Consider the following 23525-nt stretch of genomic DNA (forward strand, 5'->3'; position numbering starts at 1 on the left):
CGTTGGACTGACCGCTCTCGAAGGTCGGCAGAGACGACTGGTCGCCATCGCTGCCCGGCGGCGGGGCGGCATGGGAACCGGCAGCGAGCCGTCATCTGCCGGCGACTGGGCGGGATCGGCCGGCGCCAGTTGCCCGTCGTCGGGCGACATGGGCTCCTCCGCGCGCGGGACGATCCGCTCCTGCTGTTCCTCGCCCTCGCCGAGAATACGGTCGTAGATCAGCTTGTTCTGGCGCGGCACGGCCGGCTGGCTGGCGGACTCTTCCGGCTCCAGCTTGGACGGTTCCTTCGGCGCGGAGATTACCGGTGGCGTCTCCTCGCCGCTGTCGCCCGTCATCGCCGAGTAGAGATAGATCGCGCCGCCGGCGACCACGGCGACGCCAACCAGTGCGCCGAGCAGGATGAGCGGTGCCCTGCGCCGGGGTCGGCGCTCCGGCGCGACCTCGCCCTCATAGCCGCCATATGCGTCGTCATATGCCCCGGGATAGTGCGGAGGCGGCGCACGGCGTTGGTCGTATCCCTCCTGGCCGTAAGCCTCCTCCACATGGGCGAGCTCGCGGGCATGGCCACCGAGATAGGGATCCGCCTGCCGCGGTTCGCCCCGTGCGGGTGCCTCATAGGGATCGCCTTGCGTCCCGGCGCCGTAGCGCCTGTCCGGGCCACGCTGCGGAGCCCAATCCTGTGCTGACGGGTAGTCGCGCGGCTCGCCCCGGTCCGCACCGTAGCCGTAACGGCCTTCCGGTGGCGGTGGCGGTGCCGGCGGACGTTGCGGAGCGCCCCTGTCGCGGTTGTGGCCGGCGGCATAGTCCTCATAGGCCCCGGCGCCCATCGCGCCACGGCCAGCCCCCTGCCCGGGACGGCCAAGGGAACCCTGCTCGGGGCGCGGATAGCCGCCGCCCTGGTCCTGGCCCGCCCCGAAGCTCCCGCGGCGCGCATAGTCGCCGCCGAAGCGGCTCCCCGCTGGCGGCGCCGGGCGCGCGCCCGGCTGCGGCTCGCCATAGCGGAAGCTCGTGTCGCGCGGGCGATAGTCCGCCTGCTCGTCGCGCGGCTCGCGCCCCAGGCGCGGCTCTGGCGGATAGCCCGAGGAGGGAACCGGCCTGTCGGCAGGCCGTTCGGAGAACCGTGTCGGCCGTCCACTCTCCGGCGCACCGCGCTGTGCGGCGCCCCAGTCCCGGCCTGTCTCGCCAAATCGCGCCCCGGCGGGCGGTGCCTGCTCGCCCCCGGCGGCCGAGGCGGCGCATAGGAGCGCTCAGGCCGCGCAGGAGCCTCCGGCGGCCGCTGATGAGCGGTGCCGAATGTCGGCGTCGCGGGCTGGGACGGCCTGGCGGACTGATAACCGCCCTCCGGCTTCTCATAAGGCCGGCCGGCGGCCGGCGCACTCGGCGCAGGCCTGGCCGTGGACGCCGTGCCGGCGCCCGCCCCTGGCACCGGAGCTGCGGGTCGTGCGGACGCCGGTTGCGGCGGGCTGGGCATGCCGGGCCTTGCTGTCGGCGGAGAGGATGCCGCGCCCGGCTTTGCGGTCTCCGGCTCCTGAGGCGCCTTTGCCCCCGGCCGATATGCCGATGGTTGCCCGGACGGCGCAGACGGACCCGGCGCTGCGGGACGCTCTGCACCGAACCTGTGTCCGGCATCCGGCCCACCCGGCACGGATGGCGGCTGGGGCCGCGTCTGGCCCGCTGCCGGAGCCGCCGGCGCGGCACCCGGTTTCGCCGGTGCACCGGCGTCCTGACGGGGAGTTTCGCCCGCGGGCGACGGACCGGCCTTGGCGGGCGGCGGTACGACCGGAGCCTCCGGCGGTTTCGCTCCGCCAGCACCCTGCGGCCCGGACGGCGCTGGCGCTGTCGGGCGAGGCGTCGGTCCGGGCGCGGCGGGCCCTGCCGGCCCGGCTTGACCCGGACCCGGATCGCGCGGCTGGGCCGTCGCACCGGACTCCTTGGTCTGGTCGCCCGCGCCAGTGGCACCCGGCGAGGCTTGCTCCGCCCCGGACTCCGGACGCGGTGGCGTGCGCGGCTTGAACTCTCCGGCAAGCTTGGGAAGCCCCTTGCCCTGTTGAGCGCCGGATGGGTGCGGAGCGCCCGTGGGCTGCGGCGCACGGGGTGGCTCGGGCATGTCCTTGGATTGCGGTGTGCCCTGCGACTGGGGCGCAGCCTTGGATTGCGGCGCGGCCGGCGGCTGCTCCGCCGCCTTGGACTGCGGCGGGGTCGCGGGCGGTTCGACACGTGCAGGCGGTTGCGGGGCGCTCGTGGGCCGCGGCGCGGTCACGGGCGCCTGCGGCGGCGCGGCAGCCTTGTCGGACTGGCCTGCAGGCACATTCTTCGAGACATCCCCGGCTTGCGGTCCGTCCTTGGCCTGGCGTTCCCCCGCGCCCTCGGCACCGCCCTTGTTCTCGCGTACGAGCCCCAGGCGTTCACGCCAATTCTGCTTGTGGGACGCGTCGTCCTTCTCGTTCTTTTTCGGGTCGTTATCCATCAACGGTGTCCGCCGTTACATTTCCTCGATCGGTGTTACACCGATTATTGCCAATCCATTGGAGAGAACATATCGAATTGACTGCAACATTGCGAGCCGTGCGGCAGTCTTTCCTCTCTCATCGGCGAGGATGAAGCGCAATTGAGGCGACTCTTTGCCTTTGTTCCATAAGGCGTGAAAATCGCTTGCCAAATCGTACAAGTAGAACGCGATGCGATGCGGCTCTTCGTTGAGGGCAGCACCCTGTATCATGCGAGGATATTCGGCAAGCCGTTTCACGACGGTTAATTCCGCCGGATCCTGCAGCAGATCGAGGTCCGCCGCCGTCAACGCGGCCTCGCCGACCGCATCCGCCCCCAACTCGGCCTCGGCGTTGCGGAACACCGAGCAGATGCGCGCATGCGCATATTGCACGTAGAATACAGGGTTTTCGCGCGACTGCTCAAGCACCTTCCGAAAGTCGAAATCGAGCGGCGCGTCGTTCTTCCGGGTCAGCATGATGAAGCGCACGACGTCGGGTCCGACCTCGTCGATCACCTCCCGCAAGGTGACGAAATCGCCGGCCCGCTTGGACATGCGCACCGGCTCGCCGGCCCGGAAGAGCTTGACGAGCTGGCACAGCCGGACCACCAGCTTCGCCTCGTCGCCCGCCACCGCGCGCGCCACCGCCTCCAGCCGCATCACATAGCCGGCGTGGTCGGCGCCGAGCACATAGATCATCCGCCGGAAACCGCGCTCGAACTTGGAGCGGAAATAGGCGACGTCGGCGGCGAAATAGGTGTAGCTGCCGTCCGACTTCATCAGCGGCCGGTCGATGTCGTCGCCGAACTCGGTCGCCTTGAAGAGCGTCTGCTCGCGGCCCTCCCAGTCCTCCGGGAGCTGGCCCTTGGGCGGCGGCAGGCGGCCCTGATAGACGAGCCCGCGCGCGCGTAGCTCCTCCACCGTGCGGGCAATCGCGCTCTCCCCGTCGCCCTCGTGAAGGGAGCGCTCGGAGAAGAACACGTCGTGATGGATATTGAGCGCGGCGAGATCCTCCCGGATCATCGCCATGGTCTCCTCGATGGCGACGTCGCGCACGACCGGCAGCCAGTCCGCCTCCGGCTTGCCCAGCAGCGTGTCGCCATGGCTCTCGGCCAGCTTGCGCCCGACGGGCTTCAGATAGTCGCCCGGATAAAGCCCCGCCGGAATCTCGCCGATCTCCTCGCCCAGCGCCTCGCGATAGCGCAGATAGACCGACCGGGCGAGCACATCGACCTGCACGCCGGCATCGTTCACGTAGTATTCGCGCGTCACCTTGTAACCGGCGGTCTCCAGCAGGCTCGCGAGCGCGTCGCCGAACACCGCGCCGCGGCAATGGCCGATATGGAGCGGCCCCGTCGGGTTGGTCGAGACATATTCGACATTGACCGGCAGGCCCCCGCCGACATCGGCGGCGCCGTAGCGCGCCCCCTCCTCCAGGACGGTGCGCACCACGCTCGGCCAGACGCCGGGCGCGAGCCTCAGATTGATGAAGCCGGGCCCTGCAACCTCAGCCGACGCCACGTCGCCATCCTCGCCCAGCCGCGCCGCGACCGTCTCCGCCAGATCGCGCGGCTTCAGGCCGGCGGGCTTGGCCAGCACCATGGCCGCATTGGTCGAAACGTCGCCGTGTGCGGGATCGCGCGGCGGTTCGACCACAACACGGGCGAGATCCAGCCCCGCCGGCAGGGCTCCGTCGGCCATGAGGCTCTCGATCGCGTGTTTCACGACCGTTTCGAAATGGGCAAAGACATTCATCGCACGTTGCTGCTTTCAAAAGAAAATGAGGGCGAAGGCGCACTACCGGAAAAGCGGGTCGAGGTCAAACAGACGCCGGTGCTCCGCCAGCGCATAGCGGTCGGTCATGCCGGCGATGAAGTCGCAGACGCGGCGCGCGCGCTTGTCGTCGCCAAGGCTGTCGAGATCGCGCCGCCATTCCTGCGGCATGGCGGCGGGATCCTCCGTATAGGCCTCATAGAGGTCCCGGATCACGCGCTGGGCCCGCTTCATGATGGCGAGCACGCGTTCATGGCGATACATGCGCCGGCGCAGGAACCCCTGCAGGACCCTGTTCTTCTCGGCAAGCTGGGCGGAGAACGCGACGACGGGCATGTCGAGCGCGCGGATGTCCTCCACGCTTGCCGGGTCCGCCTGGCGCAGGCGCCGGCCCGTTTCGGCCACCACATCCCCGATCATCGTCGAGATCACGCGCCGCACCGTCTCGTGAACGAGGCGCGGGCGTTCCAGCCCCGGGCAGGATTTCAGCACCTCCGACAGCGCCTCGCCGGCCAGCGGCACATCGCCCAGGTCGATGACGTCGAACAGCCCCGCCCTCAGCCCATCGTCGATATCGTGCGCGTTATAGGCGATATCGTCGGCGATGGCCGCCACCTGCGCCTCGCCGGAGGCATAGGTGTCGAGCGCGAGCTCGAACGCCCCGGCGAAATCGGAGATCGCCACCGGAAGCCCGCTCTGCGCATAGGGTCCCGCCGGCGTCCCGTCGCTGTCGGCGATAGGCCCGTTGTGCTTCACAAGCCCCTCCAGCGTCTCCCAGGTGAGGTTCAGCCCGTCGAAGGCCGCATAGCGCCGCTCCAGCCGGGTGACGATGCGCAGCGCCTGCGCATTGTGATCGAAGCCGCCATAGCCACGCATGCACTGATCGAGCATGTGCTCGCCGGCATGGCCGAACGGCGTGTGGCCAAGATCGTGGGCGAGCGCCAGCGCCTCGGTAAGGTCCTCGTCGAGGCCGAGCGTGCGCGAGATGGCGCGCGCGATCTGGGCGACCTCCAGGCTGTGGGTGAGCCGCGTGCGGTAGTGGTCGCCCTCATGGGATACGAAAACCTGCGTCTTGTGCATGAGGCGGCGAAAGGCGGCGGAATGGAGCACCCGGTCGCGGTCGCGCTGGAAGGCGCTGCGGGTCGGGCTCTCCGGCTCCGGCGTGAATCGCCCGCGGGACCGGTTGGCCAGGGCGGCATATGGCGCGAGTTCGTATTGCAAGCGCTTCCAGACGGTTAGGGGTCGATGCTCGGAAACGAATCGAACGGTGCCCATGACAGGCGCTTTCGCGAGCACACGATTGACAAGCGCCTCAGGCAACATAAATATCGTGCACATTCCTGTTCGCCAAGACGAGCGACGGTGACACACGACATGACCGACACCTCCGCAGTGACTGTAACCGACCGCGCCGCCGACCGGATCAACCAGATTCTGGCCGGCGATCCCGATGGCGGGACGATGCTTCGCGTCTCCGTCATGGGCGGCGGCTGTTCCGGCTTCCAGTACGGCTTCGACATCGAGGCCGACAAGCAGGACGATGATCTGGTGATCGAGAGGAACGGTGCGACCGTCCTCATCGACCAGATTTCTCTCATGTATCTTTCCGGCTCGGAAATCGACTTTGTCGATGACCTGATCGGCGCGTCCTTCCAGATCAAGAACCCCAACGCCACCGCGTCCTGCGGCTGCGGCACGAGCTTCTCCATCTAGCGGACGGGACGAGGCCGCCCGCTTCCCGGACACCACAGCCGGGGAGCACGGAAGCGCAGGGCCGAAGGCGAGCTACCCGGCGCCCGGCAACCGCACCTCAGCGGCGAGATAGTCGATGAAGGCGCGGATGCGGGCGGGGAGATGGCCGCCCTGGCCCACATAGACGGCATGGATCTCCTCCGTGTCGCCGGGATTGAGATCGTCGAGCACGGTGACGAGCCGGCCCGCCGCGATATCGGGACCGATATGGAACAGGGCGAGCCGCGCGATCCCCGTGCCGGCAAGGGCGAGCCGGCGCGCGCTCTCGCCATCGCCCACAAGGACCGAACCGCCCGCCGGCAGAAGGACCGTCCCGTCGCCGTCGCGCATCCTCCAGCCCTCGATCTTGCGGGCGAGATTGAAGCCGATCCGGTCGTGCCGCTCCAGCGCATCGAGCGTCTCGGGGACGCCGCGGCGCGCGAGATAGTCGGGCGAGGCCACAACCGCCATGCGGCTTTCGCCGAGCTTTCGGGCAATCAGGCGCGAGGCGCTCATGGGCCCGACGCGGATCGCGACATCGGCACGCTCGTCCAGAAGGTCGACCACCTGGTCGGTGAGCGTCAGGTCGAGGCTGACCTCGGGATGCCGCTCCAGGAAGTCGGGAACGAGCGGCAGCAGATGGTGCAGGCCGAAGGGCACGTTGGAGTTGACGCGAACGCGGCCGCGCGGCTGCGCTCCCGAGGCGGCCTCGCGCTCGGCCTCCTCGATGTCGGACAGGATGCGCACCGCGCGCCGGTAGAAGGCCTCGCCTTCCGCGGTGAGCTGCAGCTTGCGGGTGGAGCGGTTGACGAGCCGCGTGCCGAGCCGCGCCTCGAGGCGCGCGACGAGCTTGCTCACCGCCGACGGCGTCATGCGGGCGGCCCGCGCGGCGGCGGAAAAGCCGCCGAGCTCCACCACGCGCGCAAAGACTTCCATTTCTCCGGACCGGTTCGTGTCGAGACGCGCCATTGTTGAATTCATCTCAAAAGTTATTTTCCTCGCGCCAGCCTAGTTGAAAATCGGACCGGACTCCATCTTGGACGTCTCATCCATCCCCTCCCCGTTCTGGAGAGCCGTCCGATGCCTATCGCCGTCTATGCCCTGACCATGGGTGCCTTCGGAATCGGCACCACCGAATTCGTCATCATGGGGCTCCTGCTGCAGGTCTCCGCCGATCTCGGCGTTTCCGTCGCGACAGCGGGCCTCCTGATCTCCGGTTACGCGCTCGGCGTCTTCGTCGGCGCGCCGGTCCTCACGGTCGCGACGCGCAACCTGCCGCGCAAGACCGTGCTGATCGCCCTCATGCTCATCTTCATCCTCGGCAACGCGGCCTGCGCGCTCGCACCGAGCTATACCGCCCTCATGATCGGCCGCGTGATCACCTCGCTCGCCCATGGCACCTTCTTCGGCGTGGGCTCCGTGGTCGCCACGCGGCTCGTCGCGCCGGAACGGCGGGCCTCCGCCATCGCCCTCATGTTCACCGGGCTCACCGTCGCCACCCTTCTCGGCGTGCCCTTCGGCGCCTGGCTCGGCCTCGCCTTCGGCTGGCGAACCACATTCTGGGCGGTCTCGGCCATCGGCGTCGCGGCGGTCGTCGTGCTCGCGATCTTCGTGCCGAGCGTGAAGAAGGCGGCGGAACAGATTCCGTTCAGGGAGGAACTCGCCGTCCTCGCACGCCCGCAGGTGCTTCTGGGGCTCGCCATGACCGTGCTCGGCTTTGCCGGTGTCTTCACGGTGTTCACCTATATCCAGCCGATCCTCACCGGGCTGTCCGGCTATTCCGTGGGGGCGGTCTCTCCGATCCTCCTGGCCTTCGGGGGCGGGCTCGCCTTCGGCAATATCGCCGGCGGGCGCCTCGCCGACCGCAATGTCGCCCTGGCCGTGCTCGGCACGCTCGTGCTGCTCACCGTCGTGCTGGCGGGAATGGGGATCGCCGCCCATGACAGGATCGCGGCGGTCGCCTTTGTCGGCCTGCTCGGCGCGGCCTCCTTCGCGACCGTCGCGCCGTTGCAGATGCGCGTTCTGGAGAAGGCGGAGGGCGCCGGCCAGAACCTCGCCTCGAGCCTCAATATCGCGGCCTTCAATCTCGGCAACGCGCTCGGCGCCTGGCTCGGTGGCGCGACCATCGATTACGGGCCGGGGCTTGCCGCCATCCCCTTCGTCGCCGCGCTCGTCACCCTTTCCGGCCTCGCCATCGCGCTCGTGAGCGTGCGCCTCGACCGGCGCCGGGCGGCTATGGCCAACGCCGTGCCCGGCGGCTGCTGAGCACTCCTCCCACCCATCCACCACCAAGGAGACTTTGCCATGGATTACAGACGTCTCGGCGCATCCGGCCTCAAGGTGCCCGCCCTGAGCTTCGGGGCCGGCACATTCGCCGGCAAGGGGCCGCTCTTCGGCCATTGGGGCACCACCGATCTCAAGGAGGCCTCGCGCCTCGTCGATATCTGCCTCGAGGCCGGCGTCACCCTGTTCGACACCGCCGATGTCTATTCCGACGGGGCATCGGAGGAGGTGCTCGGCGGCGCGATCAAGGGCCGGCGCGACAGGGTGCTCGTCTCCACCAAGACGGCCCTTCCCATGGGCGACGGGCCGAACGATGCGGGCACGTCCAGGCATCGGCTCATCCGGGCCTGCGAGGACGCGCTGAGGCGGCTCGGCACCGACCATATCGATCTCCTCCAGCTTCACGCCTTCGATGCCGGCACGCCGCTCGAGGAGGTCATGTCGACGCTCGATGAGCTCGTGCGCTCCGGCAAGGTGCGCTATGTCGGCTGCTCGAACTTCTCCGGCTGGCAGCTCATGAAGGCGCTTGCCGTCGCCGACCGCCATGGCTATCCCCGCCATGTGGCGCACCAGGCCTATTATTCGCTCGTCGGGCGCGACTACGAATGGGAGCTGATGCCGCTCGGCCTCGACCAGGGCGTCGGCGCGCTCGTCTGGAGCCCGCTCGGCTGGGGCCGCCTCACCGGTAGGATCCGGCGCGGCCAGCCGATCCCGGAGGGCAGCCGGCTGCACGAGACGGCCTCCTTCGGGCCGCCCGTCGACGAGGAGCGCCTCTACCGCATCGTCGATGTGCTCGACGCGATCGCGCAGGAGACCGGCCGGAGCGTGCCGCAGATCGCCATCAACTGGCTGCTGCAGCGTCCCACCGTCTCCTCCGTCATCGTCGGCGCGCGCAACGAGGCCCAGCTCAGGGACAATCTCGGCGCGGTCGGCTGGTCGCTGACGGACGAGCAGGTCGCCCGGCTCGACGAGGCCAGCGCCGTCATGCCGGCCTACCCCTATTTCCCCTATGTCCGCCAGGAGGGCTTTGCCCGGCTCAATCCGCAGCCGGTCTGACACCGCATGCGGGGACGGCGGTGGACAATATCCGCCACCGCCGTCCCCGCCTTTGCAAGGGCGCGGCCGCCATGCGATAAGCGAGACACCATCCGCGAACAGATCGGGGCCGTCCTCCCATGCAGATCGCCACCTGGAACATCAACGGCGTCAAGGCGCGCCTCGACAATCTCCTCGAATGGCTTAGGAGCGCCGGGCCCGACGTCTGCTGCCTGCAGGAGATCAAGTCGGAGGACGCCGCCTTCCCGCGCGGCGCGATCGAGGATCTGGGCTACAATGTCGCCACCCACGGCCAGAAGGGCTTCAACGGCGTGGCGGTGCTCTCCAAGCATCCCTTCGACGAGGTCCTGCCGCGGCTGCCGGGCGACGATGCGGACGAGCAGGCGCGCTATCTGGAGGCTGTCATCTCCACCGGCGAGGGCGCGGTGCGCGTCGCCTCGATCTACCTGCCGAACGGCAATCCGCCCGACACGGAGAAGTTCACCTACAAGCTCGCCTGGATGGACCGGCTGCACGCCCATGCCGAGGCCACGCTCCGGCTGGAGGAGGCCTTCGTGATGGCCGGCGACTACAACATCATCCCCGAGCCCGAGGACGCCCACGACCCGGCGGCCTGGGAGGGCGACGCGCTGTTCCGTCCGGATTCGCGGGGGAAGTTCCGCTCCCTCCTCAATCTCGGCCTCACGGATGCGCTCAGGGCCTGCACCGACGCGGCGGAGACCTACACCTTCTGGGACTATCAGGGCGGCGCGTGGCAGAAGAACAACGGCATCCGCATCGACCACCTCCTGCTCTCGCCGCAGGCCGCCGACCGCCTGAAGAGCTGCCGCGTCGACAAGCACACCCGCGCCTGGGAACGCCCGTCCGACCACGTGCCCGTGGTCATCGATCTCGCTGTGTGAGAGGCGGATTGCCCGTCCCGGCGGGTCTGTTCGGCGCGATGCAGCGGGGACCTTGGTCGAGACGCCTGTCGATCCGCTATTTCGGAACCGGGAACTTGGCCGACCAGGTCGAGGCCATGCTCTCCGCGGCGGTGCGCACGGTGGTGTCGGCGTCGCCCATCAGCATGTCGAACCGGTCGACGATCTCCGGGTTCTCCTCCGGGCGCACCGATTCCTGGGCGAGCATGTACCACATGAGGCCGCGCACCCGGTCCTTGCGGACATAATCGCCGGTCCAGTACATGTCGCCGAGCTTCGCCTCCGCCAGCGGATAGCGCTTGCGCGCGGCGAGGATCAGCCAGCGCACGCCCTGCTCGCGGTTCCGGGTGACGCCCGTCCCGTTGAAATACATGAGCCCCAGCGCATATTGCGCGGCCGGATGGCCGTAGGTCGAGGCCACCTTGTAGATATCGAAGGCGCGCCTGCCCTGCTGCTCGATACCCGCGTCCGGATCGCCCAGGCGGTAATAGTCGGCGACGCGCACGAGCGAGTCGACCATGATGTTGAAGACCTGCCGGTCCGGCTCGTCGGGAGCGAAGGCCTCCGCGACCGTCTCGTAATGGGCGAGCGCGGTGGCATTGTCGACATCCACGCCCTGGCCCAGCCGGTACATGTTGCCGAGATACCAGGAGGCGATGAGGTCGCCCTCCTCCGCCGACTGCTCCAGATGCTGGCGCGCGGCGTCGAAATCGCCGGAGCTGTAGGCCTTGTGTGCTTTCTCGCGCTCGCTCGCCCACAATTCGGGCGTGCCGATGGACGGCGTCTTGAGCTTCGTGGGCGCGGGCACGAAGGAATAGAACTGAGCGGCAAAGCCCGCCGACGACTCGTCCGCCGGCACGGGCCGTCCGCCAACCGCGAGACCGGCGAGCAGCACCGTGGCGCCGGCAAGCGCCAGGCAGGCCCTGCGGCCTGCGGTGCGCGTCAGGACGCGGCCCTCATATGTCGGCGAAACACACAAGCTCAGCCTCTCCTCCAGGGTGGGTCACCGCGCCATGACAGGCCGATCCCACCGTCTGGGCATATTTCCAGATCGCACCGCTGCGATAGTCCGTCTCGCGCGGCGCCCAGCGGTCCCGGCGGCGCGCCATATCCTCGTCGGAGACCGCGATCTCGAGCGTGCCCTCGACCGCGTCGATCGTGATCGTGTCGCCATCCTCGACAAGCGCGATGGGCCCGCCGACCGCCGCCTCCGGCCCGACATGGCCGATGCAGAAGCCCCGCGTGGCACCGGAGAAACGCCCGTCGGTGATGAGCGCCACCTTGTCGCCCATGCCCTGGCCGTAGAGTGCGGCGGTGGTCGCCAGCATCTCGCGCATGCCGGGGCCGCCCTTCGGGCCCTCGTAGCGGATGACCAGCACCTCGCCTTCCTCGTATTCGCGCCTGGATACCGCGGCGAAGGCCTGCTCCTCGTTATCGAAGCAGCGCGCGGGGCCGGAGAAGCGCTGATTGGCAAGCCCCGCGACCTTCACGATGGCCCCTTCCGGCGCGAGATTGCCCTTCAGCCCCACCACGCCGCCGGTCGGCGTGATCGGCTCGCTGGCCGGGCGCACCACGTCCTGCTCGGCGTTCCAGCTCACGCTCTCCAGGTTCTCCGCGATCGTGCGGCCGGTCACGGTCAGGCAATCGCCATGCAGGTAGCCGTGATCGAGCAGCGTCTTCATGAGCAGCGGAATGCCGCCGGCCTCGAACAGGTCCTTGGCGACATAGCGCCCGCCCGGCTTCAGGTCCGCGATATAGGGCGTGCGCCTGAAGATCTCCGCGACGTCGAAGAGCGTGAAGGAGATGCCGCATTCATGGGCGATTGCCGGCAGGTGCAGGCCCGCATTGGTCGACCCGCCGGAGGCTGCAACGACGGTTGCGGCGTTCTCCAGCGCCTTGCGCGTCACGATATCGCGCGGGCGGATATTGCGGGCGATGAGCTCCATGACCTGCTCGCCGGCGGTCATGCAGAACTTGTCGCGGAACTCGTAGGGCGCCGGCGCCCCGGCCGAATATGGCAGGGCGAGGCCGATGGCCTCCGACACGGTCGCCATGGTGTTGGCGGTGAACTGCGCGCCGCACGCGCCCGCAGACGGACAGGCCACCTGTTCCAGCTCGTCGAGATCGCTGTCCGACATGGTGCCGACGGAATGGCGCCCGACCGCCTCGAACACGTCCTGCACCGTGACCTGCCGGCCGCGGAAGGTGCCCGGCAGGATCGAGCCGCCATAGATGAAGATCGAGGGCACGTTCAGCCGGCACATGGCCATCATCATGCCCGGGAGAGACTTGTCGCAGCCCGCAAGCCCGACCAACGCGTCATAGGCATGGCCGCGCATGGTGAGCTCGACGGAATCGGCGATCACCTCGCGCGACACCAGCGACGACTTCATGCCCTGATGGCCCATGGCGATGCCATCGGTCACGGTAATGGTGGTGAACTCGCGCGGCGTGCCGCTCGCCGCCGCGACGCCGTGCTTCACGGCCTGCGCCTGGCGCATCAGCGTGATGTTGCAGGGCGCCGCCTCGTTCCAGCAGGTCGCCACGCCGACGAAGGGCTGATGGATCTGCTCGCGCGTGAGCCCCATCGCATAATAGTAGGAGCGATGCGGCGCCCTCTGCGGGCCTTCCGTCACATGCCGGCTGGGGAGCTTCGCCTTGTCGAACGTCTTGGCGTCCATCTGTCGTCCTCTGTGCCGTCGCCTCCGATGCCGGGTGAATGGCAGCGCACTCAAGGCTTCCGCCCTCGGGACTGCTGGCAAGACAAGCGACGATCACCCACCACTCAGGATTCCGGGCGCCGCGACTCCGGCCATACCGTTCACCGAACCGCCTCAGCGGCCCGGAGAAGACGCCGAGAGAGCGCCTCCTCCTGATACGGATGCACGCTAAGGGGGTTTTGGGCGGAAAAAAGGAGCTTCGTCGTGGAGAATAGGATGCGCGAATGGATTCAGGTTCCATGTGGCAATTCTGCCACTGAAACCCGGGCGGCCGTTTCAGTCTCCACAAGACCGGAACGCCGTCTCGATCCGCTGGCTTCCGCGGCCCCCTGCCCGAACACCCGGCATGGGCAGGACACGACCGCCAGATAACCATAGCGTCTAAGGACGAATACGATCAAAGCTTTGTGAAGCTTTGTTAACAACCCGTCCGGCCGCAAGGGCTCGCCGAGGGATGCGGCATCACGCCACGCCCTTCAGGCGCTCCAGCGCGGCCTCCAGCTTGGCGCGCGTCGCCTCGGCATCGGCCTTGCGCTCGCGCTGCTCCTCCACGACGTGCTCCGGCGCACGCGAGATGAAGTTCTCGTTGGCGAGCTTCGACTGGAGCTTGCCGATCTCGTCGGCCACCTTGCCGAGCTCCTTTTCCAGGCGCCCGCGCTCGGCGGCGAGATCCACCACATCGGCGAGCGGCAGCGCCACGGTCGCCTCGCCCAGGACGATCTGGGCGGCACCCGCCGGAATCCGGTCCGCCAGATCGAGGCTCTCCAGCCGGGCGAGCCGGCAGATCTCCGTGCGCCAGACGTCGACCAGCGCCATGGTCTCCTGCGACGCGCCGGTGACGAGGCACGGGATCTTCGCCCCGCCGGCACGTTCATCTCCGAGCGCACCGAGCGCACCTCGGAGACGAAGCGGACCACCCAGTCGATCTCGGCGTCGGCCCGGCGGTCGGCAAGGCCCCTCGCCTGCGGCCAGGCCGCGAGGATCAGCCGGGAGCCGCGTTCCGGCCCCTGCTCGCCCGTGCGCGCCCACAGCTCCTCGGTAATGAAGGGCATGAAGGGATGAAGCAGCGTCACGATCCGGTCGAGCGTCCAGGCCGCGGTGGCGCGCGTCTCCGCCTTGGCGGCCTCGTCCTCGCCATTGAGCGGCGACTTGATGAGCTCCAGATACCAGTCGCAGAAGACGTGCCAGACGAAGCGGTAGAGCGCGGCCGCGGCATCGTTGAACCGGTATTGCTCGATGGCCTGCGTCACCGTCTCGCCTGCGCGCTCGGCCTCGCCCACGATCCATTTGTTGATCGTCTGGCCGAGCGCGGAGGGGTCGAAATCCGCCTGCCGGACGCACTCGTTCATCTCGCAGAAGCGCGCGGCGTTCCAGAGCTTGGTCGCGAAGTTGCGGTAACCCTCCACGCGCTGGCGCGACATCTTGATATCGCGGCCCTGGGCGGCCATGGCAGCCAGCGTGAAGCGCAGGGCGTCCGCGCCATAGGCATCCACCAGCTCCAGCGGATCCATGACGTTGCCCTTGGACTTCGACATCTTCTGGCCCTTCTCGTCGCGGACCAGGGCGTGGATATAGACGGTGTGGAACGGCACTTCCTTCATGAAGTGCAGCCCCATCATCATCATGCGCGCGACCCAGAAGAAGATGATGTCGAAGCCGGTGACCAGCACATCGGTCTTGTAATAGCGCTCAAGCTCCGGCGTCTCGTCCGGCCAGCCGAGCGTGGAGAACGGCCAGAGCGCGGAGGAGAACCAGGTGTCGAGCACATCCTCGTCGCGCTCCAGCGCCACGCGGCGGCCGTAGTGACGCTCGGCCGCGGCCAGCGCCTCCTCCTCCGTCTTCTCCACGAAGACCTCGCCATCCGGCCCGTACCAGGCCGGGATCTGGTGGCCCCACCAGAGCTGGCGGGAGATGCACCAGGGCTGGATGTTGCGCATCCACTCGTAATAGGTCTTCGCCCAGTTCTCCGGCACGAAACCGGTCTCGCCGCTCTCCACCGCCTGGATGGCGGGCTTGGCGAGCGTCGCGGCATCGACATACCACTGCTCGGTGAGATAGGGCTCGATCACCACATTGGAGCGGTCGCCATAGGGCACCGTGTTGGCGTGCTCCTCGACCTCGGCCAGGAGGCCCCTCGCCTCCATCATCTCGACCACGCGCTTGCGCGCCTCGAACCGGTCGAGCCCGTCGAGCGCGAGTGTCTCCTGCAGATCGTCGCTATCCCCGATGTCGGCCAGGAAGTCCTTGTTGTCGCGCACCGCGATACAGGCGTTCTCGTCGAGAACGTTGATCATCGCCAGGCCGTGGCGCTTGCCGACCTCGAAATCGTTGAAGTCGTGGGCCGGCGTGATCTTCACCGCACCCGAGCCCTGCTCGGGATCGGCATAGTCGTCGGCAACGATCGGAATCTCGCGGCCGACCAGCGGCAGGACGACGGTGCGGCCCACCAGATCCGTGTAGCGCTCGTCGTCGGGATGCACGGCGACCGCGGTGTCGCCCAGCATGGTTTCGGGCCGCGTCGTCGCCACGGTGATGAACCGGCCGGGCTCGTCCTTCACCGGGTATTTGAAATGCCAGAGATGGCCCTTCGTCTCGACCTGCAGCACCTCGAGGTCTGAGATCGCGGTGCGGAATTTCGGATCCCAGTTGACGAGCCGCTTGTCCTTGTAGATGAGGCCCTGCCTGTAGAGCGTGACGAACACCTCCAGCACGGCACGGCTCAGCCCTCGTCCATGGTGAAACGCTCGCGGCTCCAGTCACAGGACGCGCCGAGCCGGCGGAGCTGGCCGGTGATCATCCCGCCCGACTGTTCCTTCCACGCCCAGACCTTCTCGATGAAGGCCTCGCGCCCCATCTCCCAGCGCGAGGGTTCCTGGCGCTCCATGAGCTGGCGCTCGACCACCATCTGCGTGGCGATGCCCGCATGGTCCATGCCCGGCTGCCACAGCACGTCGCGCCCGCGCATGCGCTCGAACCGGACGAGGATGTCCTGGATCGTGTTGTTGAGTGCATGGCCCATATGCAGCGAGCCCGTCACATTGGGCGGCGGGATCACGATGGTGAAGGGCTCCGCATCCGGGCGCTGACCGGCACGGAATGCGCCGGACCGCTCCCAGTCGTCATAGATGCGTTCTTCGATATCCTGCGGCTTGAAAGTCTTCTCGAGCATGCACGTCTCTCGCGGTCTCGCCGGCCAGGCGCGGCAAGTGTCGAATGGAGGCCCTCTGCGTCGACCGCAAGTCATTCGGCCGGCACATGACTGCCGGCTTTAAACCGCACTTGGCTGGGAGTTTCAACAGTCCGCGGCGAAAGACCCGCAACAGGCCCGGCGCCGGCACCCCTCGCTCAGCGGGTCCGACGCTCCGCGATACGCTGGGAGATACGTTCGATCTCCTGGCGTACGAGCGTTTCCACAAGGCCGGGCAGGTTATGGTCGAGCCACTCCTTGAGCATGGGACGGAGCAGCGTGCGCGCCTCCTCCCTCAGCATCTCGTCGCCGAGGCGGTCCGACAGCTCGCCGAACGCATCCCAGACGGCCGACTCGGTTTCCGCGGCGATGAGCCGCTCGTCCTGCACGCTCATGGTATCGGTCTCCGCCGTCTCAGTCTCTTCGGCCCGCATGTCGGCCGGCGCCGCTGCCGTCTCGGCAGGCGGTGCCGCAGTCTCCGGCATGCCGGCCGCATCGTCGTCCGACAGATCCGCGGCATCCGGCGCCTTGTCCCCGATCGCCGAGGGAGCGGTCGCCATGCTGTCATTGGCCGGCGTGCCGTAGGGCGCCGGCGCGCCTGTCTCGCGACCGGGCGCGGCTTCCGCCTCCCGCCCGGCCTCGCCGGTCGAGGGGAAAGTTGCACTGAAATGGCTCGCGGAAACCGGCTGTGCTTCGCCCGCGCCCTGCCCCCATGGCTCGCCGTCGGAGGGACGGCGCAGCCTAAGCACCCGTTCGCCGGGCGGGGTGGCCTCGGGGTGCGCCTCCTGCGCATCCGGCACCGCGGCAGGCCCGGGCGCAGACGTCGCGGACGGTTCGGCGGCGGGCCTGGACAGCCGCGCGTCCAGCCTCTGGTCCTCGTCGATCGCGCGCCGGATGGATGCGAGAATCTCCTCCATGCTCGGCTCGGCCGGATGTTCTGGCTTGTTCATGATCTTGCGGGACCTCTACTCGCGTCTGACCTGTGCGAATCAGCTTCTTGCACGAAAAAGGATCGCCGAATCGCTCCGCGCGGGCAAACATCCAGCGGTGGAACCGGGTAGCAAAATCGTGGAAAACCGCTATTCCGTCCCGCCGATCCCGGTGCCGAACAGCTTGTAGCGGACATTCTGGTAGTTCACGTCGGGATTATAGGGCGCGACCGGCAGGCTGAGCTGCTGGACATTGAGCCGTCCCATGGCCGCGATGAGCTGATAGGCGGCGACAATCCGGTCGCGCCGTGCCGTGACCACGGAGACGCGGGCATTGACCAGCTCCTGCTCGGCATTCAGCACGTCGAGGGTGGTCCGGGTTCCGACCTCGGCCTCCTGCTTGACGCCCTCATAGGCCAACTCCTGGGCCCTGACCTGCTCGGTGGTCGACACGATGGTCTGGCGCGCCGCGTCGAGATTGTTCCAGGCCTGCACCACCGCCTCGCGCGCGGCCCGGCGCGCCTCGAGGATCTGGATGCGCCGCTGGCTGTTCGTCTGCTTGGCCTGGCGCACCTGGGAGTAGACCGCCCCGCCCTGATATAGCGGCATGGTCACCGCGCCCAGGATGGAGGTGCTCTCCGACTTGTCCACGCTCAGGCTCGGCTCGTGGCTCCAGCTGTACTCCGCCTGAAGCGAAACCTGAGGCAGCAGGTCGCCGCGCGCCACCTCGACCGCATAGCGCGAGGCCTCCTCGGTGAAGGAGGCCACGCCGACATCCGGGTTGTTGGCGTCGCCGGCCGCGATTGCCGATTTGAGCGTCTTCGGGATCAGATGCTCGGGCAGGCTCGGGAAGACGAGGCCATCCGGCGAATGGCCGATCACGCGGACATAATTCGCAACGGAGGCCGCGAGATTGGCCTGCGCAACAGACAGGGCGGACAGGCTTTCCGACAGGCGTGCGCGCGACTGCGCCACATCGGTGCGCGTCACCTCGCCGACATTGAAGCGGGCCTGGGTCGCGCGCAGCTGCTCGCGCAGCACCTCGACGTTCTTGCGCCGCAGATCGACGATCTGTCGGTCCTGGATGACGTTCATGAAGGCGACGACGCCGTTGAGCAGGACGTTCTGCTCGGTGCCGCGCAGGGATTCGCGGCCGGCATCGACATTCGCCTCCGCCTGGCGCGTGCTGTTGACGGTCTTGAAACCGCGAAACAGGGGCTGTGTCAGCGTGATGGAAAAGTTGCCGGGATCGGTGCTTCCGTTCGATGACATGCCGAGCGCGGTGGTCGTGTCCGTGTCGGTATAGCCGTAGCTGCCGTTCACCTCCACGGTCGGGCGCCAGCCGGACAGGGCCTGGGGCACCTGTTCGTCCGTCGCCCTCTGGCGCGCCCGGTCGGCATTGAGCGTCGGGTTCCCGCCATAGGCGCTGATCAGGGCCTGCTGAAGCGTTTCCGCGTCCGCCCGCGCCGTCATCGCCGCGACTGCCGCAGCCCCGACGCCCAGCAGACAGGCGGCCTTCACCATTGCGAGACGCTTACTGCGCAAGACCGTCACCCCTAGCTTGATCATCCCCGGTACTCTCCCGCGGCTTCCTGAGAGTGCCGCTACTGGCTTGTGCTACCGGAGCAGTCCGCATAGTCCGAAACGACAAACGAGACCCCAAGCGGCAAGACCGCCGGCCTCTTCCGTCATTCCTGCAGCGACCCCGATATCGAACTCCACTCACATCAAACCGGCACGCCACTGCCCCCATGGCGCCAGATGCCGTGCCTTAAGCTAATCGTTCCCGCCCGCCTTGTCACCATGCGGCCGGCCGCCAACCTTAACAACCGCCATGCCCCGCACCGTTATTCTCGCACAGCGAAATTACCGTTCAGAAAACGAAACGCGGGCGTTCCACCTCGAAACCCGGCAAGGCCGGGACATTCGCGTCGTAAGACTGGCGCGAACTTATGGCCGTCCCGTGACGGGTGAACAGCGTGGTCTTGCCGACGCCGTTCTCCGGCTCAACGACCGCCACCAGCCGGCCATTGTCCTTCAACTGATCGAACAGGGCGGCCGGGATCTCCGGCACCGCGCCGTTCACGACGATCACGTCATAGGGGCCTTCCGCCTTGTGCCCGTCGCGCAGCGGGCCGGTCACGACGGCGGCGTTCATGACGCCGTGCTCGACCAGAAGCTCGCCGGCGCGGTCCGCCAGGTCCCCGTCCGCCTCGAGCGCGACGACCGACTGGGCAAGACGCGAGATGACGGCGGTCGAATAGCCGAGCGCGCATCCCACATCGAGCACCAGTTCGTCCTGGTCGATCCCGGCGAGCTGGAGCAGCCGCGCGAAGCTCATGGGCTCCATGAGATAGCGCGGCGGCGCGCCGTCCACCGCCTCCGTCAACGGAAGGTCCTCGTCCATATAGGCGAGCTGCTGGCGCGCACGGGGCACGAAGGCCTCCCGCGGCACCTCGCTCATGGCCGCGATGATCCGGTGATCGGTGATCCCGCTCGGCCGGATCTGCGATTCCACCATATTGGTCCGTGCGGTCTGGAAATCGGTCATGGCTCTCAAGGCACGCTGGTTGGTGGCAGGATGGTCTGGCGCCACTGATACCCGAATGGCCGCCGCCCGCCAATAGCCAATCCCGCCGGCGGGGGCGGCGCGGCTCCCACCCCGGACAAAGGCCTTGCATAAGCCTTCGTCCATGATAAATGTTCCCGCGCTAACGGCCTCGTGGCGGAGTGGTTACGCAGCGGACTGCAAATCCGTTTACCCCGGTTCGATTCCGGGCGAGGCCTCCAACGTTCCCCTTGTTGTTCTTCAAACCGTCGCGCGCTACCCCTCGACCACGTCCGGCAACGTCGTCGCCGGCGGGGTGTTGCGCGAGCGCGTCGTGCGCACGATGCCGTCGATGACGGTCATGCCGACGCCGGGCAGGTTGCCCTGCTCCACGCTCTCCAGGATGGTCTTGCCCGGTGCATGCTGGGCACGGTCCATGATGACGAAATCGGCAGACCGGCCGACCTCGATCAGTCCGCAATCGAGATCGCGCATGCGCGCCGTGTTGCCGGTGGCGAAGCAGAAGGCGGTCTCCGCCGGCACGTCGCCGAGGCTCGAGAGCATGGCGACCATGCGCAATATGCCGAGCGGCTGGACGCCGGAGCCCGCCGGCGCGTCCGTGCCGAGAATCACACGCTCGACCTGGCTGAGCTCGTGAGCGGTGCGCACCGCGAGAAGCGCCGCGCGCTCATTGCCGTTATGGACGACCTCGATGCCGCGCCGGCACTGCTCGCACAGGCAGGTGATCTGGTCGTCGGGCAGTGCTGTGTGGCCACCATTGATGTGGCCGATAATGTCGGCATCGGCCTCCAGCACCACATCCTTGTCGATGAGGCCGGAGCCGGGAATGGACGGTCCGCCGGTGTGGATCGTGCTCTGGATGCCGTATTTGCGCGCCCAGGCGACCATCTTCTGGGCCGTCTCGCCGGCCTTCACCGAGCCGAGGCCGACCTCGCCCAGCAGCTTGACCCCGGCGGAGGCGAGCTCCTTGAAGTCCTCCTCCTCCATGCCCTCCTCGATGACGGGCGCGCCGGCGATCATCTTGACGCCGGAGGGGCGGAAATTCTCGTACCAGCGCTGCGAGGCGATGGCGAGCGCCTTCAGGCCCACAATATCCTTCGGCCGGCCCGGCAGATGGACCTCGCCGGCGGAGATCATGGTCGTGACGCCGCCATGGAGGCAGCTCTCGATCCAGTTGAGCTGCTGCTGGCGCGGCGTGTAATCGCCGATCACGGGATGGACATGGCTGTCGATCAGCCCCGGCGCGACGGTCGTGCCCTTGGCGTCGATCACAGTGTCGGCACGATCGGTATCGAGCTCGCCCTCCCGCCCGATCGCGGAAATCCGCCCGTCGATCGCCACGATGCAGTCGGCATCGAGGATCGGCGCCTCCAACGCGCCGCTCAGCATCAGGCCGATATTGCGGATGACGAGCTTGCGCCCCTCTTCTGCCATGTCTCATCTCCCATGAAAGCCAGTGACTGCCGCCCCGGGCGGCGCCGATTGCATCTTTGTTAGCATACAAATGAAAAAGGCCGTCGCCAACCGCCTCGCGACGCGGCTCGCACGATTGACAGGATGGAGGCATGACGGCATATTCATTTGTGTACTAACAAATATCGGAGACACCTCGTGACCTATGTGGTGACCGAGAACTGCATCAAGTGCAAATTCCAGGACTGCGTGTCGGTCTGCCCGGTTGACTGTTTCTACGAAGGCGAGAATATGCTCGTCATCCATCCGGACGAATGCATCGATTGCGGGGTGTGCGAGCCGGAATGCCCGGCGGACGCGATCAAGCCGGATACCGAACCGGGCCTCGAGGAATGGCTTGAACTGAACGCGAAATACGCCGATCAATGGCCCAACATCACCGATCAGGGCGAGCCGCCGGCCGACGCGGAAAGCTGGAACGGCGTCGAAGGCAAGCGCGCCCAGCTGTCGGAGGCTCCCGGTGCCGGTGCCTGAGAGCGCCGCGCCCAAGCAGCGAAGGAAGCCCATGAACGAACATGTCGCGACTGCGCCCGCAGACGACGAGCTGGAAGTTTCGCTCGTTCCGGAAGCCGATTTCGCGCGCGTCCGCTTCGCCGGGGATTCCGGCGACGGCATCCAGCTCACCGGCACGCGCTTTGCGGCCTCCGCCGCACGCTTCGGCAACGATCTGGCGACGTTTCCCGACTACCCCGCCGAGATCCGCGCGCCGCAGGGCACGCTCTATGGCGTGTCGGCCTACTCGCTCAATATCGGACGCACGGAGGTGCTCACCTTCGGCGACGTCTCCGACGTGCTGGTGGCGCTCAACCCGGCAGCGCTCAAGACCAATCTCGCCGATCTGAAGGATGGCGGGCTCCTGATCGTCGACGAAAGCGCCTTCATCGACCGCAATCTCGCCAAGGCGGGCTATGAGGCGAACCCGCTTCAGGACGATTCGCTCGGGCGCTACCGCGTCCTTCCCATCGACATCACGACCCGCACGCTCGACGCCGTGGCGGAGACCGGCCTCGGGCGCAAGGATGCCACGCGCTGCAAGAACATGTGGACGCTCGGCCTCGTGCTCTGGCTGTTCGAGCGCGACACCGACGCCGTCGCCGACTGGCTCCAGCGGAAGTTCTATAAGACGCCGGAGGTGCTGGCCGCCAATCTCGCCGCGCTCAAGGCCGGCCACGCCTGGGGCGAGACCGCGGAGCTGCCGCCGGAGATGCGGCGCTATCACATTCCGAAGGCGAAACTGAAGACCGGCGAATACCGTACCGTCACCGGCAACGAGACGCTCGCCTGGGGCCTCTATGCGGGCGCCCGGCTCGCCGGCCTCGACCTGTTCTTCGGCTCCTATCCGATCACACCGGCCTCGCCCCTTCTCCACGCGCTGTCGCGCATGAAGAACCGTGGCGTCATCACCTTCCAGGCCGAGGACGAGATCGCGGCGGTCTGCTCCGCCATCGGCGCCTCCTATGCCGGCTCGCTCGGTGTGACGGCAAGCGCGGGGCCCGGCATCGCGCTGAAGACGGAGGCCATCGGGCTTGCCATCTCCACGGAGCTGCCGCTCGTCGTGGTCGACGTCCAGCGCGGCGGCCCCTCGACCGGCCTGCCGACCAAGACCGAGCAGTCCGACCTGTTCCAGGCCGTCTATGGCCGCAATGGCGACGCGCCGGTGCCGGTGATCGCCGCCTCGCGCTCGAGCGACTGCTTCGACTGCGCCATCGAGGCGGTGAAGATCGCCACGCGCTACATGACGCCGGTCATGCTGCTGTCGGACGGCTATATCGCCAATTCGGCGGAGCCCTGGCCGCTGCCCGACCCCTCGAAGTTCGCGCCCTTCCCGGTCTCCTTCCGGACCGATGCGGACGGGTTCGAACCCTTCGCGCGCGATCCGGAGACGCTCGCACGCGCCTGGGCCGTGCCGGGAACGCCGGGGCTCGAACACCGGATCGGCGGGCTGGAGAAGGCCGACATCACCGGCAATGTCTCCTACGACCCGGACAATCACGAGCACATGACCCGGCTGCGCGTCGACAAGATCCGCGGCATCGCCGACGCCCTGCCCGAGCAGCGCCCGGAAGTGGGCAAGCCCCATGGCCGCCTCGCCGTGGTGGGGTGGGGCTCGACCTGGGGCGCGACCCGCGTCGCGGTGCGCCGCGCCATGGCGGAGGGCATCGACGTCGCCCAGATCCATCTGCGTCATATCTGGCCCCTGCCGAAGAATCTTGGCGACCTCTTGGGAGCTTACGACAAGATCCTGATTCCGGAACTCAATACCGGCCAGCTCGCCGCCCTGCTTCGCGCCGAGCTCGGCATCCGCCCCCACACGCTCAACAAGGTGAAGGGCCAGCCCTTCAAGGTCAGCGAGATCGGCGCGGCGATCCGCGAGCTCGCCGCCGACTGACGAGAC

15 protein-coding genes, 1 tRNA gene and 1 pseudogene are annotated in these 23525 nt (G+C 67.9%); 7 read left to right on the top strand and 10 right to left on the bottom strand.

Annotated features, from left to right (window positions below):
- Window positions 1-2483 precede the first annotated feature (2483 nt).
- Together argS and HW532_RS02485 are read right to left on the bottom strand one after the other, a co-directional pair.
- Window positions 2484-4244 (bottom strand): arginine--tRNA ligase, encoded by a 1761-nt coding sequence (gene argS / locus HW532_RS02480; protein WP_213162909.1) that lies wholly within the window; start codon window positions 4242-4244, stop codon window positions 2484-2486.
- A 42-nt stretch (window positions 4245-4286) separates the two neighbouring features.
- On the bottom strand, window positions 4287-5483 hold the full coding sequence (locus HW532_RS02485) for a deoxyguanosinetriphosphate triphosphohydrolase (RefSeq protein WP_246479459.1): 1197 nt from the start codon (window positions 5481-5483) through the stop codon (window positions 4287-4289).
- A 153-nt stretch (window positions 5484-5636) separates the two neighbouring features.
- Between HW532_RS02485 and erpA the strand changes: the two genes are divergently transcribed.
- On the top strand, window positions 5637-5975 hold the full coding sequence (gene erpA, locus HW532_RS02490; RefSeq protein ID WP_213162911.1) for an iron-sulfur cluster insertion protein ErpA: 339 nt from the start codon (window positions 5637-5639) through the stop codon (window positions 5973-5975).
- Between the two features lie 72 nt (window positions 5976-6047).
- Here the strand turns inward: erpA and HW532_RS02495 are convergent, their stop codons facing one another.
- The gene (locus HW532_RS02495) at window positions 6048-6962 is read right to left on the bottom strand and encodes a LysR family transcriptional regulator (RefSeq protein ID WP_213164388.1); all 915 of its coding nucleotides are present in this window, start codon (window positions 6960-6962) and stop codon (window positions 6048-6050) included.
- A gap of 111 nt (window positions 6963-7073) precedes the next feature.
- On the opposite strand from HW532_RS02495, the gene HW532_RS02500 reads away from it, so the two are divergent.
- From HW532_RS02500 to xth, 3 genes are all read left to right on the top strand, one after another.
- The gene (locus HW532_RS02500; protein ID WP_213162912.1) at window positions 7074-8258 is read left to right on the top strand and encodes an MFS transporter; all 1185 of its coding nucleotides are present in this window, start codon (window positions 7074-7076) and stop codon (window positions 8256-8258) included.
- Between the two features lie 39 nt (window positions 8259-8297).
- A complete protein-coding gene (locus HW532_RS02505; RefSeq protein WP_213162913.1) occupies window positions 8298-9332 on the top strand; it encodes an aldo/keto reductase in 1035 nt (344 codons plus the stop codon).
- A 119-nt stretch (window positions 9333-9451) separates the two neighbouring features.
- Window positions 9452-10234, top strand: coding sequence for an exodeoxyribonuclease III (gene xth / locus HW532_RS02510; RefSeq protein ID WP_213162914.1), 783 nt, complete (start codon window positions 9452-9454; stop codon window positions 10232-10234).
- A 76-nt stretch (window positions 10235-10310) separates the two neighbouring features.
- On the opposite strand, the gene HW532_RS02515 is transcribed toward xth, so the two are convergent.
- The 6 genes and pseudogenes from HW532_RS02515 to HW532_RS02540 all read right to left on the bottom strand — a co-directional run bounded on the left by HW532_RS02515 (window position 10311) and on the right by HW532_RS02540 (window position 19639).
- Window positions 10311-11231 carry a tetratricopeptide repeat protein gene (locus tag HW532_RS02515; protein ID WP_213162915.1) on the bottom strand — a complete coding sequence of 307 codons (921 nt, stop codon included), beginning with the start codon at window positions 11229-11231 and terminating at the stop codon, window positions 10311-10313.
- Window positions 11209-12933: a dihydroxy-acid dehydratase gene (ilvD, locus tag HW532_RS02520; RefSeq protein ID WP_213162916.1), complete on the bottom strand. Its 1725-nt coding sequence runs from the start codon at window positions 12931-12933 to the stop codon at window positions 11209-11211. The genes HW532_RS02515 and ilvD overlap by 23 nt, the downstream gene beginning before the upstream one ends.
- Window positions 12934-13434: 501 nt before the next feature.
- A pseudogene (locus tag HW532_RS02525) lies at window positions 13435-16141 on the bottom strand (valine--tRNA ligase).
- A 176-nt stretch (window positions 16142-16317) separates the two neighbouring features.
- Window positions 16318-17109 (bottom strand): PopZ family protein, encoded by a 792-nt coding sequence (locus tag HW532_RS22325; protein ID WP_281397149.1) that lies wholly within the window; start codon window positions 17107-17109, stop codon window positions 16318-16320.
- 129 nt (window positions 17110-17238) lie between these two features.
- Entirely contained in the window at window positions 17239-18657 is a 1419-nt protein-coding gene (locus HW532_RS02535) for a TolC family outer membrane protein (RefSeq protein WP_213162917.1), read from the bottom strand.
- Between the two features lie 304 nt (window positions 18658-18961).
- Window positions 18962-19639 (bottom strand): protein-L-isoaspartate O-methyltransferase family protein, encoded by a 678-nt coding sequence (locus tag HW532_RS02540; RefSeq protein WP_213162918.1) that lies wholly within the window; start codon window positions 19637-19639, stop codon window positions 18962-18964.
- Between the two features lie 165 nt (window positions 19640-19804).
- On the opposite strand from HW532_RS02540, the gene HW532_RS02545 reads away from it, so the two are divergent.
- Window positions 19805-19878, top strand: a tRNA-Cys gene (locus HW532_RS02545).
- A gap of 34 nt (window positions 19879-19912) precedes the next feature.
- Here the strand turns inward: HW532_RS02545 and HW532_RS02550 are convergent.
- Entirely contained in the window at window positions 19913-21091 is a 1179-nt protein-coding gene (locus HW532_RS02550; RefSeq protein ID WP_213162919.1) for an amidohydrolase family protein, read from the bottom strand.
- Between the two features lie 177 nt (window positions 21092-21268).
- On the opposite strand from HW532_RS02550, the gene fdxA reads away from it, so the two are divergent.
- Together fdxA and HW532_RS02560 are read left to right on the top strand one after the other, a co-directional pair.
- The gene (fdxA, locus tag HW532_RS02555; protein ID WP_213162920.1) at window positions 21269-21604 is read left to right on the top strand and encodes a ferredoxin FdxA; all 336 of its coding nucleotides are present in this window, start codon (window positions 21269-21271) and stop codon (window positions 21602-21604) included.
- 31 nt (window positions 21605-21635) lie between these two features.
- Window positions 21636-23519 (top strand): 2-oxoacid:acceptor oxidoreductase subunit alpha, encoded by a 1884-nt coding sequence (locus HW532_RS02560; RefSeq protein ID WP_213162921.1) that lies wholly within the window; start codon window positions 21636-21638, stop codon window positions 23517-23519.
- Window positions 23520-23525 lie beyond the last annotated feature (6 nt).

The organism is Kaustia mangrovi (assembly GCF_015482775.1).
Lineage (GTDB): Bacteria > Pseudomonadota > Alphaproteobacteria > Rhizobiales > Im1 > Kaustia > Kaustia mangrovi.